This is a genomic window from Streptomyces sp. NPDC107575 (assembly GCF_055657265.1).
On the sequence record NZ_JBVKBG010000009.1, the window covers coordinates 202,296 to 221,686 of the forward strand.

Genomic DNA, 19,391 nt, shown 5'->3' on the forward strand with positions numbered 1-19,391 from the left:
CGAAGTAACTTGCCTGTCGCAGTGCCCCTCCTGAAAGGAACGGCCCCTGACTGTCCACCAGCTCAACCAGCTCCTGCTCGTCAGCGCCCTCGTGCTGCTCGTGGCGGTCGCCGCCGTGCGCATCTCCTCGCGCAGCGGACTGCCCAGCCTCCTGCTCTACCTCGGCATCGGCGTCGCCATGGGCCAGGACGGCTTCGGCCACGTCGACTTCAGCAACGCCGAGATGACCCAGGTCATCGGCTACGCGGCGCTCGTCGTGATCCTCGCCGAGGGCGGTCTGGGCACGAAGTGGAAACAGATCAAGCCCGCCCTGCCCGCTGCCGCAGCCCTGTCGCTCGTGGGCGTCGCGGTGAGCGTGGGCGTGACGGCGGCAGGCGCGCACTATCTGGTAGGCCTCGCGTGGCAACAGGCACTGATCATCGGCGCCGTGGTCTCCTCCACGGACGCGGCGGCGGTCTTCTCCGTTCTCCGTAGGGTGCCGCTCCCCGCGCGCGTCACCGGTGTCCTGGAGGCGGAGTCCGGATTCAACGACGCCCCGGTCGTCATCCTCGTCGTCGCGTTCTCCGCCGCCGGCCCCATGGAGCACTGGTACGTCCTCATCGGCGAGATCGCCCTGGAGCTCGCCATCGGCGCCGCCATCGGCCTCGCGGTCGGCTGGCTGGGCTCCTTCGGCCTGCGGCACGTGGCCCTGCCCGCCTCCGGCCTCTACCCGATCGCCGTCATGGCCATCGCCACGTCCGCGTACGCCGCGGGCGCCATGGCCCACGGCAGTGGATTCCTCGCCGTTTACCTGGCCGCGATGGTGATGGGCAACGCCAAGCTGCCGCACTGGCCCGCCACCCGCGGCTTCGCCGAGGGCCTCGGCTGGATCGCACAGATCGGCATGTTCGTCCTGCTCGGCCTGCTCGTCACCCCGCACGAACTGGCCGACGACATCGTGCCCGCGCTCCTCATCGGCCTGGTCCTCACCATGGTCGCGCGGCCCCTGTCGGTCGTCGTCAGCCTGGTGCCCTTCCGCATACCGTGGGCGGAGAAGGCCCTCATGTCATGGGCCGGGCTGCGCGGCGCCGTGCCCATCATCCTGGCGACCATCCCGATGGTGACGGGCGTCGCCGACAGCCAGCGGATCTTCAACATCGTCTTCGTCCTGGTCGTCGTCTACACCCTCATCCAGGGACCCACGCTGCCGTGGCTCGCCGGGAAGCTGCGCCTGGCCGGCTCCTCCGACGCCGCCGACCTCGGCATCGAATCGGCTCCCCTGGAGCGGCTGCGCGGCCACCTGCTGTCCGTGTCCATCCCGGAGGGCTCACGGATGCACGGCGTGGAGGTCGGCGAGCTGCGGCTGCCCAAGGGCGCCGCCGTCACGCTCGTCGTCCGCGACGGCACCTCCTCCGTGCCCGCCCCGACCACCGTGCTCCGCAAGGGCGACGAACTCCTGGTCGTCGCCACCGACCCGGTGCGGGACGCCGCGGAGGCGCGCCTGCGGGCCGTCGCCCTCGGCGGCAAGCTGGCCGGCTGGTTGGGCACCGCGGGCCCGGGAGCCCGTTAGCATGGATGCACAGACCATGTACGACCGACTCTGCCTGACGTAGAGCCGGCGCGACCGCAAAGCGGCCGCGGTCCCCTTGCAGCACTGTGCTTCACGGCCTGACCTGCTTGGCCCAGGGCCTCTCCTGGCGCGGACCGTAGGTATCACTCGGTTCCCGGCGCATGAGGACGGCTCTCGGCGCGACGCCTTCTCGACCAGAGGGCGGCCGCGCTACCAGGCGGCAGAAAGGCAAGGCCGTGCCACAGAAGGACACGGTCACCGGATCCGACCAGCGGGCCGAGCGCCCGGGCTACGGGCAGCTCCTGCGCACCCGCGGAGCCTGGACGTTCCTGCTTCCCGGCTTCGCGGCGCGCCAGCCGTTCGCGATGCTCACGATCTCCATCGTGCTGCTCGTGCAGCACACCACCGGCTCCTACGGCACCGCGGGCGCGGTCTCCGCGACGACCGGTGTCGCCATGGCGCTCTTCGCTCCCTACAGCGGCAAGCTGGCCGACCGTTTCGGGCAGCGGGCCGTCCTGCTGCCCGGCGTGCTCGTGCACTCCGCCGCGGGACTCACGCTCACCGTGCTCGCGCTGTCCGGCGCGCCTACGTGGGCGCTGTTCGTGGCCGCCGTGCCCACGGGTGCCTCGACACCGCAGATCGGGCCCATGGTGCGCGCCCGCTGGGGCGTGAAGCTGCAGGGTTCGCCCCTGATGCAGACGGCCGCCGCCTTCGAGTCGGTCACCGACGAGTTCACGTTCGTGCTCGGCCCGCTGTTCGCGACGGCCCTGTGCACCGGCATCGACCCGGCCGCGGGCCTCGTCACCGAGGCGGCGCTCACGCTCGTCGGCGGCCTCCTGTTCGCCGCCCAGAAGGGCACCCAGCCTCCCGTGGCCGGCCTGGCGGAGCACGCGCGCGTGCAGCACAGCTCCGCGCTCCGCGTCCCCGGTGTGCGCGTCCTGATCGTCACGTTCCTCGGCATCGGCTCCGTCTTCGGCGGCATGCAGGTCTCGCTCGCCGCGTACACCGAGTCGATCGGCGAGCCCGGCCTCAACGGCGTCCTGTACGGGATCTTCGCCGCGGGCAACATGCTCTCCGGCCTCGTCTGCGGCGCCATCGCGTGGAAGGTCGCCCCGCAGCGCCGGCTCCTCGTCGGCTACACGGCGCTCGCCGTCATGGCCTCCGGGCTGTGGGCGGCGCAGTCCGTGGTGCTGCTCGCCGGGCTCGGCCTGCTGGTCGGCGTGTGCATCGCGCCGTCCCTGATCACGGGCTACACGCTGGTCGAGAAGATCGTCCCCGTGGGCTCCCGCACCGAGGCCTTCACCTGGCTGACCGGGGCCGTCGCGCTCGGCCAGGCGGCCGCCGTGTCGGTGGCGGGACAGCTGGAGGACCGCCTCTGGGACGGTGCCGGATTCCTCGTCCCGATGGGCGGCACGGTGCTCGCCCTGGTGGTCATGTTCCTGCTGCGCTCGAAGCTCACGCCGCCCTCCGCGGGGCGGACCGTGGCACGTGGTGTGGGTCACCGCGAGCCCGTGGCAGTGGACTGATCCCGCGGAATAGGTCACTATGGATCGTCGTTAGCACTCAATGAGTGAGAGTGCCAGGAGGAAGACACAGTGCCGACTTACCAGTACCAGTGCACCGAGTGCGGCGAGGGCCTCGAGGCGGTGCAGAAGTTCACCGACGATGCCCTGACCGTGTGCCCCAGCTGCAACGGCCGCCTCAAGAAGGTGTTCTCGGCCGTCGGCATCGTCTTCAAGGGATCCGGCTTCTACCGCAACGACAGCCGGGGCTCCTCGTCGAGCAGCAGCCCGGCGTCGGCCTCGAAGTCGTCGACCGGTTCCGAGTCGAAGTCCTCCGACTCGAAGCCGTCCTCGGACGCGAAGCCGTCGACGTCGACCTCTTCGACCTCGGCCGGCTCCTCGAGCTCTTCGACGTCGTCCGCCGCGTAAGCCACGCCGCGAATTCTTACGAGACCCTGTCGTCTTCGGACGACAGGGTCTTCGGCGTTCCCCGCGTGACTACTGTGCTGAGCCATGGCGACCAACTCAGGGAACGTACACACAAGTGCCGCCGCCGAGATCGGCGTGATCGGCGGCTCCGGCTTCTACTCGTTCCTGGACGACGTGACGGAGATCCGCGTCGACACCCCCTACGGGCCGCCGAGCGACTCGCTCTTCCTCGGTGAGGTGGCGGGACGCCGGGTCGCCTTCCTGCCCCGGCACGGCCGCGGCCACCACCTGCCGCCGCACCGCATCAACTACCGCGCCAATCTGTGGGCGTTGCGCTCGGTCGGCGTGCGCCAGGTCCTCGGCCCGTGCGCGGTGGGCGGCCTGCGGCCCGAGTACGGACCGGGAACACTGCTCGTGCCCGACCAGTTCGTGGACCGTACGAAGTCGCGGGCGCAGACCTACTTCGACGGTCGGCCGCTTCCGGACGGGACCGTGCCGAACGTCGTGCACGTCTCGCCCGCCGACCCCTACTGCCCCGCGGGGCGCAGGGTCGCGGTGAAGGCGGCGCGCGGCAAGGGCTGGGAGCCGGTGGACGGCGGGACGCTCGTGGTGGTCGAGGGGCCCCGGTTCTCCACCCGCGCCGAGTCCCGCTGGCATGCCGCCATGGGCTGGTCGGTGGTCGGGATGACCGGGCACCCGGAAGCGATGCTCGCCCGTGAACTTGAGCTCTGCTACACGTCGTTGACCCTCGTCACGGACCTGGACGCGGGCGCGGAGAGCGGCGAGGGCGTCTCGCACGACGAGGTGCTCCAGGTGTTCGCGGCCAATGTGGACCGGCTCCGGACGGTGCTGTTCGACGCGGTGGCGGGGCTGCCGGCGGACGCGGAGCGGGACTGCCCGTGCGCGGGGGCGCTCGGCGGGATGGATCCGGGGTTCCGGCTGCCGTGATGCCGGGGTTCCGATGCCGGAACTACCCCCTCGGGTGAGGGAGTTGTCCACAACCGATCGGTAGTGCACGGGCGTCGGCGGGATACGGCGCGGAGGCGGATCGTGTTCGGCGAGACGGGCGCGGTGCCCGTCCGGCCCGACCGATCCGCAGGCGGTGACGACTGTGTCCGCATCTGTACCTGTCCCGTACGAGCTCGGCATTCCCCCGACGTCCGAGGTGCCGCCCTTCCCTCCCGTGCGGGTGCGCGGCGCGCGGTGGCGGCCGGGGCGCCCGGGTCGGCGTCGACACCGGCCGGCCGTGGCGGCGGGGCTCGTCCTGACCGCCGCGGCGCTGGCGGCCGCGGTGCCGTCGTCCGGCGCGGGAGGCGGACCCGAGCCCCCGCATACGAGTTCGGCGCCGGGCGGGCGGGCCGCCGCGTCCGCCGTGACGGTGTCGGCGCCGGTGCGGATCGCGGACGCGGGCGCGGTGCGGCTGCTGCGGCCGGGCGACCGGGTCGACGTGGTGGCGGCGCGGGCGGACGGTGGGCCTGGGGTGCGGGTGCTCGCGTCCGGCGCCCGCGTGGCGTCCGTTCCGAAGCCGGGGCCAACTCTCGGTCAAGACGGCGATGTCGGCGAAACCTCCGCGGCGGGCGGGGCGTTGGTCGTGCTGACGGTGGAGCGCGCGACCGCGACGCGGCTCGCGGGCGCCGGAGCCGCCTCTAGGTTGGCGGTGACGGTGTGGTGACGTATATCTCCCCAAGTCCCCCGATCGAGCTACCGAATTGGACAGGTCTGACCCGAACTGTCGTAGGTTGCGGAAGCGTTTGCTCCACAACCTGGACATGTGAAGAGAGGCCTTCTGGTGAGCGAGAACAACGGACCGAGCCTGTGGGAAGGCTTCAAGGCCTTCCTCATGCGGGGCAATGTGATCGACCTCGCGGTGGCCGTGGTCATCGGCGCCGCGTTCACCAACATCGTGAACGCGGTGGTGGAAGGGGTCATCAACCCGATCGTCGGCGCGTTCGGCACGCAGGACCTGAACAAGTACGCGTACTGCCTGAAGGGCACGTGCGAAAAGGGCAGCGACGACAGCATCCAGATCATGTGGGGCACGGTTCTCAGTGCCGCGATCAGCTTCCTGATCACGGCCGCCGTCGTGTACTTCCTGATGGTGCTGCCGATGGCCAAGTACCTCGCCCGGCAGGCCGCGAAGAAGGCCGAGAAGGAAGGCACCCAGGAAGTCCTGGAGGTCTCCGAGCTGGAGGTGCTCAAGGAGATCCGCGACGCGCTCGTGGCGCAGCGCGGTTCTGGCCACACCGAGCCCTAGCAGGGCTCGCCGCGGCCCTTCAGATGTGGTGGGGCGGCTTCTCGTCGAGGAAGCGGGCCAGGTCGGCGGCGCTGTTGTCGTCGGCCGTCGGCCGCTCGCCCCAGCCGCGGTCCGTGTCGTCGGAGGACTGCGCCGACAGCGGATCGTCGAAGATCAGGGCGGCCTTGGGGTCGCGCTTCTTCGGATCGCGCTTGGCGGGGTCGGGGGCGGGGCTGCTCATGGCTCCAGGGTACGTCGCCGGGGGCGACGGCCCCCGGAGCGCCGGGTCAGACGGCCGTGAGGCCGTGGGACTCGAAGATCGCCCTGGCGGAGGCGACCTGCTCGGGGGTGGGCGAGGGGGTGTCGTGCAGCGTGAAGGTCTTGCCGAGCGCCTGCCACTTCGCCTCGCCGAGCTTGTGGAAGGGCAGCACGTCGACCCGGGAGACATTGCCGAGGGAGCCCGCGAAGGCGGCGACGCCCTCGATGTTGGCGGGGTCGTCGGTCAGGCCGGGGACGAGCACGAAGCGCACCCACACGTTCTTGCCGAGGTCGGCGAGCCGGTGCGCGAAGTCGAGGGTGGGCTGCAGCGGACGCCCGGTGACGTGCTTGTACGTGTCCCGGTCCCAGGACTTGATGTCGAGCAGCACGAGGTCGACGTCGCGCAGCAGGGCGTCGGTGGCGCGCACACCGAGGAAGCCCGAGGTGTCGAGGGCGGTGTGCAGGCCCAGCTCGTGCTTGAAGCGGTGCAGCAGCTCGCCGGCGAAGACCGGCTGGAGCAGGGGCTCGCCGCCACTGATGGTGGCGCCGCCGCCGGCCGCCTCGATGAACCGGGTGTACTTGGCGGCTTCGGCGACGATCGAGTCGGCGGCGGTGCGCTTGCCGTCGCGCATCTTCCAGGTGTCGGGGTTGTGGCAGTACAGGCAGGTCAGCGGGCAGCCGGAGAGGAACGTCACGAAGCGGGTGCCCGGCCCGTCGACGCCGGTCGACAGGTCCCAGGAGTGCACCGAGCCCTCGATGGGCCGGTGCGTCGCGGCGGCGGCCGGGGTGGCGGCGGCGTTCGCGGTGAGGTTCTGGGTGAGCAGCACGGTCATGGCGTTCCTCCTCGTGTCCTTCGGGGTGTCTCGGTCGGGAGGAGCGGCTCAGAGGGAGCCGTGGAAGGTGCGGTTGATGACGTCCAGCTGCTGCTCGCGCGTCAGGCGGACGAAGTTCACCGCGTACCCGGAGACCCGGATGGTGAGCTGCGGGTAGTTCTCCGGGTGCTCCATGGCGTCCTCCAGGGTCGCCTTGTCGAGGACGTTGACGTTCATGTGGAAGCCGTCGCTGGCCATGAAGCCGTCGAGCACGCCGGACAGGTTGCCGATCCGCTCGGTGGGCGTGCGGCCCAGGGCGTCCGGGGTGATCGTGTTGGTCAGCGAGATGCCGTCCTCGGCGTCGTCGTAGGGCAGCTTCGCGACCGACAGGGCGGAGGCGATGTAGCCGTGCTCGTCGCGCCCGTTCATCGGGTTGGCGCCGGGGGCGAAGGGGGTGCCCGCGCGGCGGCCGTCCGGGGTGTTGCCGGTCTTCTTGCCGTAGACGACGTTCGAGGTGATCGTCAGCACCGACTGGGTGTGCACGGCGTTGCGGTAGGTCGGGTGCTTGCGGACCTTCTCCATGAAGCCGTGGACGATGCGCTGGGCGATCTCGTCGGCGCGGTCGTCGTTGTTTCCGTAGGCCGGGTAGTCGCCCTCGATCTCGTAGTCCACGGCGAGGCCGGTCTCGTCGCGGACGACCTTCACCTTGGCGTGCTTGATCGCCGAGAGGGAGTCCGCGGCGACCGAAAGACCCGCGATGCCGCACGCCATGGTGCGCAGGATCTCCTGGTCGTGCAGGGCCATCTCGATGCGCTCGTAGGCGTACTTGTCGTGCATGTAGTGGATGACGTTGAGGGCGTGGACGTAGGTCCTCGCCAGCCAGTCGAGCATCGCGTCGTACTGCCGGGCCACGGTCCCGTAGTCCAGGTACTCGCCCTCGATGGGTTCGAAGCCCTCGACGACCCGCTTGCCGGTCTTCTCGTCGCGGCCGCCGTTGATCGCGTAGAGGAGCGCCTTGGCGACGTTCACGCGGGCGCCGAAGAACTGCATCTGCTTGCCGACGGCCATCGCGGAGACGCAGCAGGCGATGGCGGTGTCGTCGCCGTACTTGGGGCGCATCAGCTCGTCGGACTCGAACTGGATGGCCGAGGTGTCGATGGCGACCCGGGAGGCGAAGTCCTTGAAGCCCTTGGGGAGTTCGCGCGACCAGAAGACCGTCAGGTTCGGCTCGGGGGCCGGGCCGAGGTTGTAGAGGGTCTGCAGCGCGCGGAAGGTGGTGCGCGAGACGAGCGGGCGGCCGTCCTCGCCGATGCCGGCCATCGACCAGGTCACCCAGGTCGGGTCGCCGGAGTAGAGGTCGTTGTACTCGGGGGTGCGCAGGAAGCGGACGATGCGGAGCTTGATGACGAAGTCGTCGATGAACTCCTGGGCCTCGGACTCGGTGATCCGGCCGGCCTCGATGTCGCGCTGCAGGTAGATGTCGAGGAAGTTGTCGATGCGGCCGATCGACATGGCCGCGCCGTTCTGCTCCTTCACGGCGGCGAGGTAGGCGAAGTACAGCCACTGGACCGCCTCGCGGCCGGTGGTGGCCGGGCCCGAGATGTCGTAGCCGTACGCCATGGCCATGGCCTTGAGCTCGTTGAGCGCCTTGATCTGCTCGGAGATCTCCTCGCGGTCCCGGATGACGTGCTCGGTGGGCCAGGCGGAGCCGAGCTCGTCCTTGTCGGCCTGCTTGGCGGCGATGAGGCGGTCGACGCCGTAGAGGGCGACGCGGCGGTAGTCGCCGATGATCCGGCCGCGGCCGTAGGCGTCCGGGAGGCCGGTGATGATGCCGGAGGAGCGGCAGGCGCGGATCTCGGGGGTGTACGCGTCGAAGACGCCCTCGTTGTGGGTCTTGCGCAGGTGGGTGTAGATCTCGCGGACCTGGGGGTCGGCCTCGTAGCCGTAGGCGTTCAGGGCGCCCTCGACCATGCGCCAGCCGCCGTTGGGCATGATCGCGCGCTTCAGCGGGGCGTCGGTCTGGAGACCCACGATGAGGTCGTTGTGATTCGCGGCCGTGCCGTCGATGTAGCCGGGCCGGAAGGCGTCGATCCGGGACGGGGTCCGCACGTCGACGTCGTGGACGCCGCGCTCGATCTCGGCGGGGAACATCCCGAGGAGCTTGTCCCACACGGCGGTGGTGCGCTCGGTCGGTCCCGCGAGGAAGGAGCCGTCGCCCTCGTAGGGGGTGTAGTTCCGCTGGACGAAGTCGCGGACGTCGACGGCGTCGCGCCACAGCCCTCCCTTGAAGCCTTCCCAGGCCTCGCCGTGCGTCGTCTTTTCCGCGGGAGTGGCAGTCATCTGCGGCACCTTCCCCATCTCTTCGACCGGTGGGTTGCTACGTGTTCATTGCACTCCCGCGGGGCTCCCTGGAGGGGCGGCAATGGTCCTGAGTTCAGGACCATAGGACCCTGCTTCGGGCCGGGATCCGCCGAAACCTCCGGTGTGACCTGGGGTTCTCCTCGGGACCTTCGACCCTTGTCCGCTTGTGAACGCATTCACAAGAAATGTGCCGAATTTCCGTGGTACTCGCGGCCGCCGCACATGCGTGGACTGCGTGCCGATTCCCCCACGCCGCCGCCCGATCTGCTGGGGTGGGCCCATGACGTCCACGCCAGACAAGCGCTCCCCGATCCGCCGCATGGTCGAGAGGGGGCGCGACGAGGAACACCGGGCCGCGTCCCCGCTGGAGCTCTTCTTCGACCTGTGCTTCGTCGTCGCCGTCGCGCAGGGCGGGGCGGAGCTGGTGCACGCGGTCGCGGAGGGGCACTCGGGCGCCGGCGTGATCGACTACGCGCGCGTCTTCTTCGCGATCTGGTGGGCGTGGATGAACTTCACGTGGTTCGCCTCCGCCTACGACAACGACGACGCGGTCTACCGCGTGATCACACTCGTCCAGATCGCGGGCGTCCTGGTGCTCGCGGCCGGCGTCTCGCAGGCGTTCGCGCACGACAACTACACGGTGGTCTGGCTGGGCTACCTGATCATGCGGGTCGCCATGGCCACGCACTGGCTGCGGGCCGCCCTCTCCACCACCGGGGCCGAGCGCCGGGTGGCGCTGCGGTACACCTGCGGGGTGCTCGCCTGCCAGATCGGCTGGCTCGGCCTGCTGCTCACGCCGAAGGCGGCGCAGGGCTGGGTGTTCCTGGCCATGGCGATCATCGAGATGTGCGTACCGGTGTACGCGGAGCGGGACCGCCGCACGTCCTGGCACCCGCACCACATCGCCGAGCGCTACGGCCTGTTCACGATCATCGTGCTCGGCGAGACGATCGCCGCGGCCACGGTCGCGGTGAAGTCCGGCATCGAGGAGAACGACGCGCTCGGCGAGCTCCTGCCCATCGCGGCGGGCGGTCTCCTGGTCGTCTTCGCCGCCTGGTGGATCTACTTCGCGGTGCCGATCCACGACCGGCTGCGCAGCAACCGGCAGGCGTTCGTATGGGGCTACGGCCACTTCTTCATCCTCGCGTCGGCGGCGTCCATCGGGGCGGGCATCGAGGTCGCCGTCGAGCAGGCGGTGGGCAAGGCGCACATCTCCACGGCCGCGGCCTCCGCTGCCGTGACCGTCCCGTCGGCGGTGTTCCTGCTCCTGGTGTGGGCGCTGCACGCGCGGTTCTTCAAGGTGGGGGCCGCGCAGCAAATGGCGCTGCCGGTCAGCGCGTTGCTGGTGCTCGCGTGCACGTTCGCGGGGCACTGGGCGGTGCTCGCGGCGGGGATCGTCGCGGCGCTCACGGTGGTGGTCGGGGTGACGCTGTCCTCGCGGGCGGCCGAGGAACAGCCGGCCTGACGCAGCCCGCACGCCCCGGCCGGGCGCCAACTGCCGTGGTAGGCATGGCACATGACGCCACGCAACGATGCCCTCACCGATGTCCCCGGCCTGCGCGTCGGACACGCCACCCGCGTCGGGGACGGGTTCCTGACCGGTACGACGGTCGTGCTCGCCCCCGAGGGCGGCGCGGTCACCGCCGTGGACGTACGCGGCGGTGGCCCCGGCACCCGGGAGACCGACGCGCTCGACCCACGCAACCTCGTGCAGCGGATCGAGGCGATCGTGCTCACGGGCGGCAGCGCGTTCGGGCTCGACTCCGCGTCGGGTGTGATGACGTGGCTGGAGGACCGGGGACGCGGGGTCCCCGCCGGCGCCCGCCCGGGAGAGGTGGTGCCGGTGGTGCCCGCGGCCTGCGTGTTCGACCTCGGCCGGGGCGGCGACTGGCGGGCCAGGCCGGACGCGTCGACGGGCCGCGCCGCCGTCGAGGCCGCCGCCGCGACGGAGCCCGGCGCCCCCGTCCAGGAGGGCAGCATCGGCGCGGGCACCGGCGCGCTCGTAGGGAAGCTGCGCGGCGGCATCGGCACCGCGTCCACGGTCCTCGACTCCGGGATCACGGTCTCCGCGCTGGTCGTCGCGAACGCCGCGGGCTCCGCCGTGGACCCGGCCACCGGGGCGCTGTACGGCGAGTTCTTCGCGGGGCGCGGGCCGGTGACGTACCCGACGCCGCAGGCGCACGAGGCGGCAAGCAAGCGACTGGCGGAAGCGGCCGCGGCTGCACCCCCGGCGAGCGGGGCGGGGCCGCTGGACGGGGAGGGCTCAGCCGGGCGCGCGGCAGGGGCCACGGCCGGGGCCGGCGCGCGGGACGGCGCCACCGCTCCCACCGATCCCCCGCCCCTCAACACCACCCTCGCCGTCGTCGCCACCGACGCCGACCTCAGCCGCGCCCAGGCGCAGAAGGTCGCCGGCACCGCGCACGACGGGATCGCGCGGGCCGTACGTCCGGTGCACCTGCTGAACGACGGGGACACGGTGTTCGCGCTCGCCACCGGGGAGCGACCGCTCGACGCCGCGAACCCCCTCGCCCTCAACGAGGTGCTCGCGGCCGGTGCCGACCTCGTGACACGGGCGATCGTGCGGGCCCTGCGCACGGCGGAGACCGTGTCGGCCGGCGGCCGCACCCACCTCTCGTACAGCGACCTCTACGGGGGCCAGAGCGGCACCGTGTAACAGAGATCCACCGCCGCGTAACAGAACTGTCCCTGTGGCTGCGTTCACAGCAAGCGGAAGGAACCCTTCCGTCCGTCTCGCGCTCTTCCCCCACATCGGTAGAGAAGCTGCGGAACAGCAGAAACCACGAAAAGGGGAGCAGACCGTGAGCAGGCAGAACATAGCCGTCGTGTGCGCGGCCATCGCCGTCGGCGCACTGACCCTCACGGCCTGCGGGGGCGACGCCACCGCCAGCGACGACAAGGGCGACGACGCCCCGAAGATCGCCATCTCCGCCAAGGACGGCTCGACCGGCGCATCGATCAACGCGACGGGCGTGAAGGTCAGCGACGGCAAGCTGACCACCGTGAAGATGACCGAGTCGGCGAGCGGCAAGACCGTCCCCGGCACGATCACCGCGAACGGCGCGGCGTGGAAGCCGAAGGAGCAGCTGGAGCGCGGCACCAAGTACCGGATCTCCGCAGCCGCCAAGGACGACGGCGGGCACAAGGCCGCCGCCAACTCCATCTTCACGACGGTCTCCAGCGCCAACAGCTTCATCGGCACCTACACGCCGGACGACGGCTCGACGGTCGGCGTCGGCATGCCCGTCTCCTTCACGTTCGACAAGGCGATCACCAACAAGAAGGACGTGCAGTCGCACATCACGGTGACGTCCAGCAGCGGCCAGAAGGTCGTCGGCCACTGGTTCGGCGCGCAGCGACTCGACTTCAGGCCCCAGGAGTACTGGAAGGCCGGCTCCAAGGTCACCATGAAGATCGACCTCGACGGCGTCGAGGGGGCGAACGGGGTGCACGGCGTGCAGGACAAGACCGTGCGCTTCACCGTCGGCCGCGCCCAGGTCTCCACGGTCGACGCGAACACGCAGGAGATGACGGTCGTCCGCGACGGCAGGACCATCAAGACGGTCCCCGTCTCGACCGGCAGCAACCAACACCCGACGTACAACGGGCAGATGGTGATCTCCGAGAAGTTCGTCCAGACGCGCATGAACGGCGACACCGTCGGCTTCGGCGGCGAGTACGACATCGCGGACGTGCCGCACGCCATGCGCCTGTCCCAGTCCGGCACGTTCATCCACGGCAACTACTGGAGCTCGCCCGGCATCTTCGGCTCGCAGGGCACCAGCCACGGCTGCGTCGGCATGCGCGACGTGAAGGGCGCGGGCGGCGACACGACCGCCAAGTGGTTCTTCGACAACTCGCTCGTCGGCGACGTCGTCGTCATGAAGAACTCGCACGACGAGACGATCGCCCCCGACAACGGCCTGAACGGCTGGAACATGGCCTGGAGCCAGTGGACGGCGGGCAGCGCCTCCTGATCCGGAAGCACGCAGACGCACTCTCACCGACACGGGCCGCGCGGGAACCTCCCGCGCGGCCCGCGCGTTGTCCAGGCACGTTGCTCAAATCCCGTCCCCCGTTTGTCATTTCACGGGCATCAGGTCCGGCCGACGGACTACGGTATGCACCCACGAGGTGACACGAAGCAATACTGGGAGGTGCCTTGAGCGCTCCGCATGACTCCGGGCCCGGTATCGGGTTCGGGACCGAGCCGGACGCGTCACCCGAAGCACAGCTCGGGCGACTCCTCGGACGCGCGCTCAACTCCTTCGACCTGCCCGACGAGGCGCTCGAGCGGCTCGACGGCGCACTCGCCTACGCGGGCTCCCTGCACTCGGCCCACCACAGCGCCGGCCGCCACCGCGAGACCTACCGGCACAACTGGCTGCTGATCGACGGCGGCTCGCTCACCCTCTGGGAGCTCGTGCACAACACGGGCCGCGACGGCACCCCGCAGCACGAGGTCTACGTGACCGAGGACGAGCTGCACCTGGCGACCGGGCGGCTCCCGCTGCCCCAGGGAGTCGAGCCCGAGTTCGACCTCCACGTCCCCATGGCGCCCGTCAAGCTCCCCGCACCCCCGCCGATGCGCCGCACCTTCGGCGCCGCCGACCCGGACAGCTCCGTCGACCACGCCCGCCGCCTGCTGCGCCGCGCGGAGAACCCGGACGTCACGACGCGCCCCGGCCCCGGCACCGCGCGGCTGCTGCAAGAGGCGTGCGCACACCAGATCACCCAGGCCTTCGGCTGCCGCGTCAGCCACGGCTTCGCGCTGTACGAGCACGCGTTCCTGCTGAACGACGGCTGCGAGCTCAGCCTCTGGGAGGTCGAGCACACGGCGACGCCGGACGGCCGGCACATGTGCGAGGTGTACGCGACGCAGGAGTCGGCGCGGGCCGCCATGGAACACCGGGCGGCATCCCACCCCCGGGCCCGCAGATAGCACTCCCCCGGACTACCGGCGGCTGAACTCCCGTACAAGCCCCGCGAAAGCGTCCTGCTCGTCGGCCGTCAGCGGCACCGACTCCAGCGCGGGCGCCCGCGACTGCGTCGGCAGCGCGCCCATCGGCAGCTGTGTCCGCGGCCGCGGCGGCTCGAAGGCGACGGTGCGCACCAGGCGGGCCAGACCGATCACCCAGGCCACGGCCGCGAGAGCGACCAGGGCCAGACCCAGCTGCTGAAGGATCGACACGTGCTCAGGCATGCGGTCCAGTGAACACCACAGTCCGGGACTTTGGTCCCGGACCGTGACGTATCTCGCAAGGCTCCTATCGCCTCGCCAACCATGCCAACCGCACTCATCACGCCGATCGCGGCAGGTCTCACACCTTCGCGGGCTGCACCGCCTCCGGCTCCGGGGCGGTCACCGTCCGCGACGGGGTCTGCACGGCCTCCGGCTGCCCGCCGGCGGCCGGCTGCTTGCGCACCGACTTGAGCAGGACGGTCAGCGCCGCGGTGACGCACGTACCGGCCGCGATCGCCACCAGGTAGAGCCAGGCGTTGCCGATCAGGGGGACCACGAAGATGCCGCCGTGCGGGGCGCGGAGCGTGGCGCCGAAGGCCATCGACAGGGCGCCGGTGACCGCGCCGCCCGCCATGGAGGCGGGGATCACGCGCAGCGGGTCGGCCGCGGCGAACGGGATGGCGCCCTCGGTGATGAAGGAGGCGCCGAGGACCCAGGCCGCCTTGCCGTTCTCCCGCTCGGTCTTGGTGAAGAGCTTGCCGCGCACGGTGGTGGCGAGGGCCATCGCCAGCGGCGGCACCATGCCCGCGGCCATCACCGCGGCCATCACCTTGAGCGAGCCGTCCGTGGGGTTGGCGAGTCCGCCGACCGCGAAGGCGTAGGCCACCTTGTTGAGGGGGCCGCCGAGGTCGAAGCACATCATCAGGCCGAGGATGACGCCGAGGACGATCGCGTTGGCGCCGGACAGGGAGTTCAGCCAGTCCGTCAGGGCGCTCTGCAGCGAGGCGATCGGCTTGCCGATCACCACGAACATCAGGAAGCCGACGGCGATCGAGGAGAGCAGCGGGATCACGACCACCGGCATGATGCCGCGCAGCACCGCCGGGACGTTCACCCGCTGGATCGCCATCACCACGCCACCCGCGATGAGACCGCCGACCAGGCCGCCCAGGAAGCCCGCGTTGGTGGTCACCGCGATCGAACCGGCGACGAAGCCGGGCACGAGCCCCGGCCGGTCCGCCATGCCGTACGCGATGTAACCCGCGAGGACCGGGACCAGGAAGGCGAAGGCGGCCTGACCGGTGTAGAAGAGGAGCGCGGCCCAGCTCGTCGTCGAGCCCCAGTCGAAGCTGTTGAGCAGCGTCTGGACCTTGACGTCGGCGACCTCGTAGCCGCCGATCGCGAAGCCGAGCGCGATCAGCAACCCACCCGCCGCCACGAACGGCACCATGTAACTGACGCCCGACATCAGCCACTTGCGCAGCTTTGTGCCGTAACCGTCCGTCGGCTCGCCGGAGTTGTCCACAGGTGTGGACGACGCGTCGGCGTGGGGCGTGGTCTCGCCGCGGGAGGCCTTTTCGCGGACTTCCGCGATGAGTTCGGCGGGGCGGTTGATGCCCGCCTTGACGCCGACGTCGACCGTGGGCTTTCCGGCGAAGCGGTCCTTCTCGCGTACGGGGACGTCGTGGGCGAAGATCACGCCGTCGGCGGCCGCGATGACGGCCGGGTCGAGGCGGGTGAAGCCGGAGGAGCCCTGCGTTTCGACGACGAGTTCGACGCCGTCGGTGTCGCGGCCGGTGTTCTCCAGGGACTCGGCCGCCATGTAGGTGTGGGCGATGCCGGTGGGGCAGGAGGTGACGGCGACGATCTTGAACACCGCCGGAGTCTCCGCGGGCGTCTCCTCCGCGTCCGCTTCCTCGGCGGAGGGCTCCGATTCCGTACGTGCCGGTGCTACGGGTTCCGGGGACGGTTCGTCGCCGCGTATCAGGGCCGCCGTCGCCCCGGCGTCGGTCGCCGCGCGCAGGGCCGTCTTGAAGTCCTCGTCCATCAGCTGGCGGGCCAGCGAGGAGAGGATCGTGAGGTGGGCGTCGTCCGCGCCCGCCGGGGCCGCGATCAGGAAGATCAAGTCGGCGGGGCCGTCCGGGGCGCCGAAGTCGATGCCCTCGGCGCTGCGGCCGAAGGCGAGCGTCGGCTCGGTGACGTGAACGCTCCGGCAGTGCGGAATGCCGATGCCGCCGTCGAGGCCGGTCGGCATCTGGGCCTCGCGGGCCGCGACGTCGGCGAGGAAGCCGTCGAGGTCGGTGACCCTGCCGAGGGCCACCATCCGTTCGGCCAGCGACCTGGCCGCCGCTTCCTTCGTTCCGGCGGACAGGTCGAGGTCGACCAGGTCCGCGGTGATCATCTCCGTCATCGCGGGCTCCTTTGCCTACGCAGGGGTGGGGTGACTGTTCGGGTCCGGGCTGCCGTCGTCATCGCACGGGCTCCTTCAGGGCGCGGTCCACCGGGACCTCGGCCGTCAGCCGCACCGCGTCCGGGCGGAGGTCCCGCGGCGTCGGCATCGCGCTGCCCGGCAGCTGGACCGCCGCCGCGCCGTGGGCGACCGCCGAGGCCAGTGCCTTCGGGCCGGCGCCGCCCGCGATCAGGAAGCCGGCGAGGGAGGAGTCGCCCGCCCCGACGTTGCTGCGCACCGCGTCGACGGGGGCCGAGGCGAACCAGGTGCCGCTCGCGTCGACCAGGAGCTGGCCGTCCGCGCCGAGCGAGGCGAGCACGGCGACCGCGCCCAACTCCCGTAGTTCCTCCGCCGCCTTGACCGCGTCGCCGACCGTGGCGAGCGGGCGGCCGACGGCCTCGGCGAGTTCCTCGGCGTTGGGCTTGACGACGTCGGGGCGTTCCCGGAGGGCCGCGAGGAGGGCGGGGCCCGAGGTGTCGAGCGCGATGCGGGCGCCCGCGGCGTTCGCGCGGGCGACCAACTCGGCGTACCAGGAGGGCTCCAGGCCGCGCGGCAGGCTGCCGCAGCAGGCGATCCAGTCGGCGCCCGCGGACCTCTCCCCCACGGTGCTCAGCAGCAGTTCGGCTTCTGCGGCCGTGAGTTCGGGGCCCGGCGCGTTGATCTTCGTGAGGGTGCCGTCGGCTTCCGCGAGCGCGATGTTCGAGCGGGTGTGGCCCTCGACCGGGACGGGGGCGACCTTGATGCCCTGTCCGTCGAGGAGTTCTGCGACCAGGGCGCCGGGGGCGCCGCCCAGCGGAAGGACGGCCAGCGTGGGGGCTCCGGCGGCGGCCACGGCCCGCGACACGTTGACGCCCTTGCCGCCCGGGTCCATGCGCTCGCCGCGCGCGCGGACGACCTCGCCGCGGTCGAGGCCGGGGATCTCGTAGGTGCGGTCGAGGGAGGGGTTGGGGGTGACGGTGAGGATCATGCGGGTGCCGTTGCCTTCGTGCTCGGAGTGGTGCCGGTGGGAGGTGCCGGTCATACGCGGACCACCTCCGTGCCCCCCGCCTCGATCGCCGCCGCGTCCTCGGGGGCGAGCCCGGTGTCCGTGATCAGCAGGTCCACGTCGGCGAGGTCGCCGAACCGGGCGAAGTGCTCCTGGCCCCACTTCCCGGAGTCGGCGAGCAGCACCACGCGGCGGGCGGCGGCGACGGTGGCCCGCTTCACGGAGGCCTCGGCGAGGTCGGGGGTGGTGAGTCCGGCCTCGGCGGAGAAGCCGTTGGCCGCGAGGAAGAGGACGTCCGCGCGGATCTCCCCGTACGCGCGCAGCGACCAGGCGTCGACGGCGGCGCGGGTGCGGTGGCGGATGCGGCCGCCGACGAGGTGCAGCTGGATGCCGGGGTGGTCGGCGAGCCGGGCAGCGGTGGGCAACGAGTGGGTGACGACGGTCAGTTCGGATTCCAGCGGGAGCGCGGTCGCGAGCCGGGAGACCGTCGATCCGGCGTCGAGGATCATGCTGCCCTCGGACGGGAGTTCGGCGAGGGCGGCCGCGGCGATGCGGTCCTTCTCGTCGGCCGCGGTGCCCTCGCGCTCGGCGAGGTCGGGCTCGAAGTCGAGGCGTCCTGCGGGGATGGCGCCGCCGTGCACGCGCCGGACGAGGCCCGCGCGGTCGAGGGCCTTCAGGTCGCGCCGGATGGTCTCGGCGGTGACCTGGAACTCCTCGGCGAGGGACAGTACGTCGACCCGGCCGCCGTCGCGGGCGAGGCGGAGGATCTCCTGCTGGCGCTCGGGTGCGTACATGTCCGTTTACCTGTGCTCTCGTCCGTGAGCCTGCCCGAATGTGTTGCTCACCCCTGAGGCTACGACCGGATTTCCGGAAAGTAAACAGGTTCGGGCATTCGACAGACACAAACGGGCATCGACTGCGTTGGCGCGGCAGGCACGTACGACAAAGGGCCCGACCCTCCGTGGGCGGAGGACCGGGCCCTGTGCGGGGCGAGCGCCGGGGGCTTACTGCCCCATCACGTACTTCACCGTCGGACCCGTGGTCCAGCCGCCGTCCACGGCCAGCTCGGCGCCGGTCATGTACGAGGAGTCGTCCGACAGCAGGAACACGACGGCCTTCGCGATCTCGTCGGCCTCGCCGACGCGGCCCATCGGGGTGTTCGGGTAGTTGCCCTCACCCTGCTGGATGCCGACCTGCGCGGTCATCGGGGTGTACGTCATGCCGGGGTGCACGGAGTTCACCCGGATCCGCGCGGTGCCCTGCTCGACCGCGGCGATCTTGGTGAGTCCGCGGACGCCCCACTTCGAGGCGCCGTACGAGGAGGTGAGCGCGAGGCCCATCAGACCGGCCGCGGAGGAGATGTTGACGATGGAGCCGCCGCCGGCCTCCTTCATCGCGGGGACGACGGTCTTCATGCCCGCGAAGACGCCGACGAGGTTGACGTCGAGGACCTGGCGGAAGCGCTCCACGCTCTCCGTCTCGAACGGCATGCCGGTGGAGATGCCGGCGTTGTTGACCAGGCCGTCGATGCCGCCGAACTCGGTCGTGGCATGGGCGAGCGCGGCCTGCCACTCGGTCTCCGACGTCACGTCGAGGTGGGTGTAGCGGGCGTTCTCGCCGAGTTCGGTGGCGAGGGCCTTGCCCTCCTCGTCGAGTACGTCGCCGATGACGATGTTGGCGCCGGCGGTTGCGGCGAGGCGGGCGATCTCGGCGCCTATGCCGCGGGCTCCGCCGGTGACCAGGACCGTCTTGCCGGTGAGGTTGTTCATTTCGGCTCCCTTTGGATTACGTCCCCCGTGGTTGACGACTCGGGGCTCCGCCCCGGGCCCCGC

General features: G+C 71.2%; 18 protein-coding genes. 10 read left to right on the forward strand and 8 right to left on the reverse strand.

From position 1 onward, the window contains the following. The first annotated feature begins 91 nt into the window (after positions 1–91). The 6 genes from ACZ7L4_RS37065 to mscL all read left to right on the forward strand — a co-directional run bounded on the left by ACZ7L4_RS37065 (position 92) and on the right by mscL (position 5,734). Positions 92–1,549, forward strand: coding sequence for a potassium/proton antiporter (locus tag ACZ7L4_RS37065; RefSeq protein WP_472109445.1), 1,458 nt, complete (start codon positions 92–94; stop codon positions 1,547–1,549). 236 nt (positions 1,550–1,785) lie between these two features. Continuing rightward, a complete protein-coding gene (locus tag ACZ7L4_RS37070; protein ID WP_472109446.1) occupies positions 1,786–3,075 on the forward strand; it encodes an MFS transporter in 1,290 nt (429 codons plus the stop codon). 69 nt (positions 3,076–3,144) lie between these two features. Beyond that, the gene (locus tag ACZ7L4_RS37075) at positions 3,145–3,480 is read left to right on the forward strand and encodes an FmdB family zinc ribbon protein (protein ID WP_472109447.1); all 336 of its coding nucleotides are present in this window, start codon (positions 3,145–3,147) and stop codon (positions 3,478–3,480) included. 84 nt (positions 3,481–3,564) lie between these two features. Beyond that, positions 3,565–4,428, forward strand: a complete 864-nt coding sequence (locus tag ACZ7L4_RS37080; RefSeq protein WP_472109448.1) for an S-methyl-5'-thioadenosine phosphorylase — start codon at positions 3,565–3,567, stop codon at positions 4,426–4,428. Between the two features lie 298 nt (positions 4,429–4,726). Beyond that, a complete protein-coding gene (locus ACZ7L4_RS37085; protein WP_472109449.1) occupies positions 4,727–5,152 on the forward strand; it encodes a hypothetical protein in 426 nt (141 codons plus the stop codon). Between the two features lie 117 nt (positions 5,153–5,269). After that, on the forward strand, positions 5,270–5,734 hold the full coding sequence (mscL, locus tag ACZ7L4_RS37090; RefSeq protein WP_422476536.1) for a large conductance mechanosensitive channel protein MscL: 465 nt from the start codon (positions 5,270–5,272) through the stop codon (positions 5,732–5,734). 19 nt (positions 5,735–5,753) lie between these two features. Here the strand turns inward: mscL and ACZ7L4_RS37095 are convergent, their stop codons facing one another. From ACZ7L4_RS37095 to pflB, 3 genes are read right to left on the reverse strand one after another with little or no spacing between them, the layout of a single operon-like run. Then, positions 5,754–5,954, reverse strand: coding sequence for a hypothetical protein (locus tag ACZ7L4_RS37095; RefSeq protein ID WP_472109450.1), 201 nt, complete (start codon positions 5,952–5,954; stop codon positions 5,754–5,756). Between the two features lie 46 nt (positions 5,955–6,000). Next, positions 6,001–6,804, reverse strand: a complete 804-nt coding sequence (pflA, locus tag ACZ7L4_RS37100) for a pyruvate formate-lyase-activating protein (RefSeq protein ID WP_472109451.1) — start codon at positions 6,802–6,804, stop codon at positions 6,001–6,003. 48 nt (positions 6,805–6,852) lie between these two features. Continuing rightward, positions 6,853–9,123, reverse strand: a complete 2,271-nt coding sequence (gene pflB / locus ACZ7L4_RS37105) for a formate C-acetyltransferase (RefSeq protein WP_472109452.1) — start codon at positions 9,121–9,123, stop codon at positions 6,853–6,855. A gap of 301 nt (positions 9,124–9,424) precedes the next feature. Between pflB and ACZ7L4_RS37110 the strand changes: the two genes are divergently transcribed. From ACZ7L4_RS37110 to ACZ7L4_RS37125, 4 genes are all read left to right on the forward strand, one after another. After that, positions 9,425–10,609 (forward strand): low temperature requirement protein A, encoded by a 1,185-nt coding sequence (locus tag ACZ7L4_RS37110; protein WP_472109453.1) that lies wholly within the window; start codon positions 9,425–9,427, stop codon positions 10,607–10,609. A gap of 51 nt (positions 10,610–10,660) precedes the next feature. Continuing rightward, the gene (locus ACZ7L4_RS37115) at positions 10,661–11,818 is read left to right on the forward strand and encodes a P1 family peptidase (protein ID WP_472109454.1); all 1,158 of its coding nucleotides are present in this window, start codon (positions 10,661–10,663) and stop codon (positions 11,816–11,818) included. Between the two features lie 145 nt (positions 11,819–11,963). Further along, positions 11,964–13,139: a L,D-transpeptidase gene (locus ACZ7L4_RS37120; protein WP_472109455.1), complete on the forward strand. Its 1,176-nt coding sequence runs from the start codon at positions 11,964–11,966 to the stop codon at positions 13,137–13,139. A 185-nt stretch (positions 13,140–13,324) separates the two neighbouring features. Continuing rightward, complete coding sequence (locus ACZ7L4_RS37125) at positions 13,325–14,104, forward strand: DUF6227 family protein (protein WP_472109456.1); 780 nt, start codon at positions 13,325–13,327, stop codon at positions 14,102–14,104. Positions 14,105–14,116: 12 nt separating this feature from the next. Here the strand turns inward: ACZ7L4_RS37125 and ACZ7L4_RS37130 are convergent, their stop codons facing one another. The 5 genes from ACZ7L4_RS37130 to ACZ7L4_RS37150 form a co-directional block, all read right to left on the reverse strand. Beyond that, a complete protein-coding gene (locus tag ACZ7L4_RS37130) occupies positions 14,117–14,365 on the reverse strand; it encodes a hypothetical protein (protein ID WP_472109457.1) in 249 nt (82 codons plus the stop codon). Positions 14,366–14,483: 118 nt separating this feature from the next. Next, positions 14,484–16,535, reverse strand: coding sequence for a PTS fructose transporter subunit IIABC (locus tag ACZ7L4_RS37135; RefSeq protein ID WP_472109458.1), 2,052 nt, complete (start codon positions 16,533–16,535; stop codon positions 14,484–14,486). A gap of 58 nt (positions 16,536–16,593) precedes the next feature. Then, positions 16,594–17,541: a 1-phosphofructokinase gene (pfkB, locus tag ACZ7L4_RS37140; RefSeq protein WP_472109533.1), complete on the reverse strand. Its 948-nt coding sequence runs from the start codon at positions 17,539–17,541 to the stop codon at positions 16,594–16,596. A 50-nt stretch (positions 17,542–17,591) separates the two neighbouring features. Then, entirely contained in the window at positions 17,592–18,353 is a 762-nt protein-coding gene (locus ACZ7L4_RS37145) for a DeoR/GlpR family DNA-binding transcription regulator (RefSeq protein WP_472109459.1), read from the reverse strand. A gap of 210 nt (positions 18,354–18,563) precedes the next feature. After that, complete coding sequence (locus ACZ7L4_RS37150; protein ID WP_472109460.1) at positions 18,564–19,328, reverse strand: glucose 1-dehydrogenase; 765 nt, start codon at positions 19,326–19,328, stop codon at positions 18,564–18,566. Positions 19,329–19,391 lie beyond the last annotated feature (63 nt).

Coding starts and splice junctions, on each gene's coding strand:
- pflA (WP_472109451.1), bottom strand. CDS start 6,804: ATGACCGTGCTGCTCACCCAGAACCTCACCGCGAACGCCGCCGCCACC.
- ACZ7L4_RS37080 (WP_472109448.1), top strand. CDS start 3,565: ATGGCGACCAACTCAGGGAACGTACACACAAGTGCCGCCGCCGAGATC.
- ACZ7L4_RS37095 (WP_472109450.1), bottom strand. CDS start 5,954: ATGAGCAGCCCCGCCCCCGACCCCGCCAAGCGCGATCCGAAGAAGCGC.
- ACZ7L4_RS37145 (WP_472109459.1), bottom strand. CDS start 18,353: ATGTACGCACCCGAGCGCCAGCAGGAGATCCTCCGCCTCGCCCGCGAC.
- ACZ7L4_RS37130 (WP_472109457.1), bottom strand. CDS start 14,365: ATGCCTGAGCACGTGTCGATCCTTCAGCAGCTGGGTCTGGCCCTGGTC.
- ACZ7L4_RS37115 (WP_472109454.1), top strand. CDS start 10,661: ATGACGCCACGCAACGATGCCCTCACCGATGTCCCCGGCCTGCGCGTC.
- ACZ7L4_RS37110 (WP_472109453.1), top strand. CDS start 9,425: ATGACGTCCACGCCAGACAAGCGCTCCCCGATCCGCCGCATGGTCGAG.
- ACZ7L4_RS37150 (WP_472109460.1), bottom strand. CDS start 19,328: ATGAACAACCTCACCGGCAAGACGGTCCTGGTCACCGGCGGAGCCCGC.
- pfkB (WP_472109533.1), bottom strand. CDS start 17,541: ATGATCCTCACCGTCACCCCCAACCCCTCCCTCGACCGCACCTACGAG.
- ACZ7L4_RS37135 (WP_472109458.1), bottom strand. CDS start 16,535: ATGACGGAGATGATCACCGCGGACCTGGTCGACCTCGACCTGTCCGCC.
- pflB (WP_472109452.1), bottom strand. CDS start 9,123: ATGACTGCCACTCCCGCGGAAAAGACGACGCACGGCGAGGCCTGGGAA.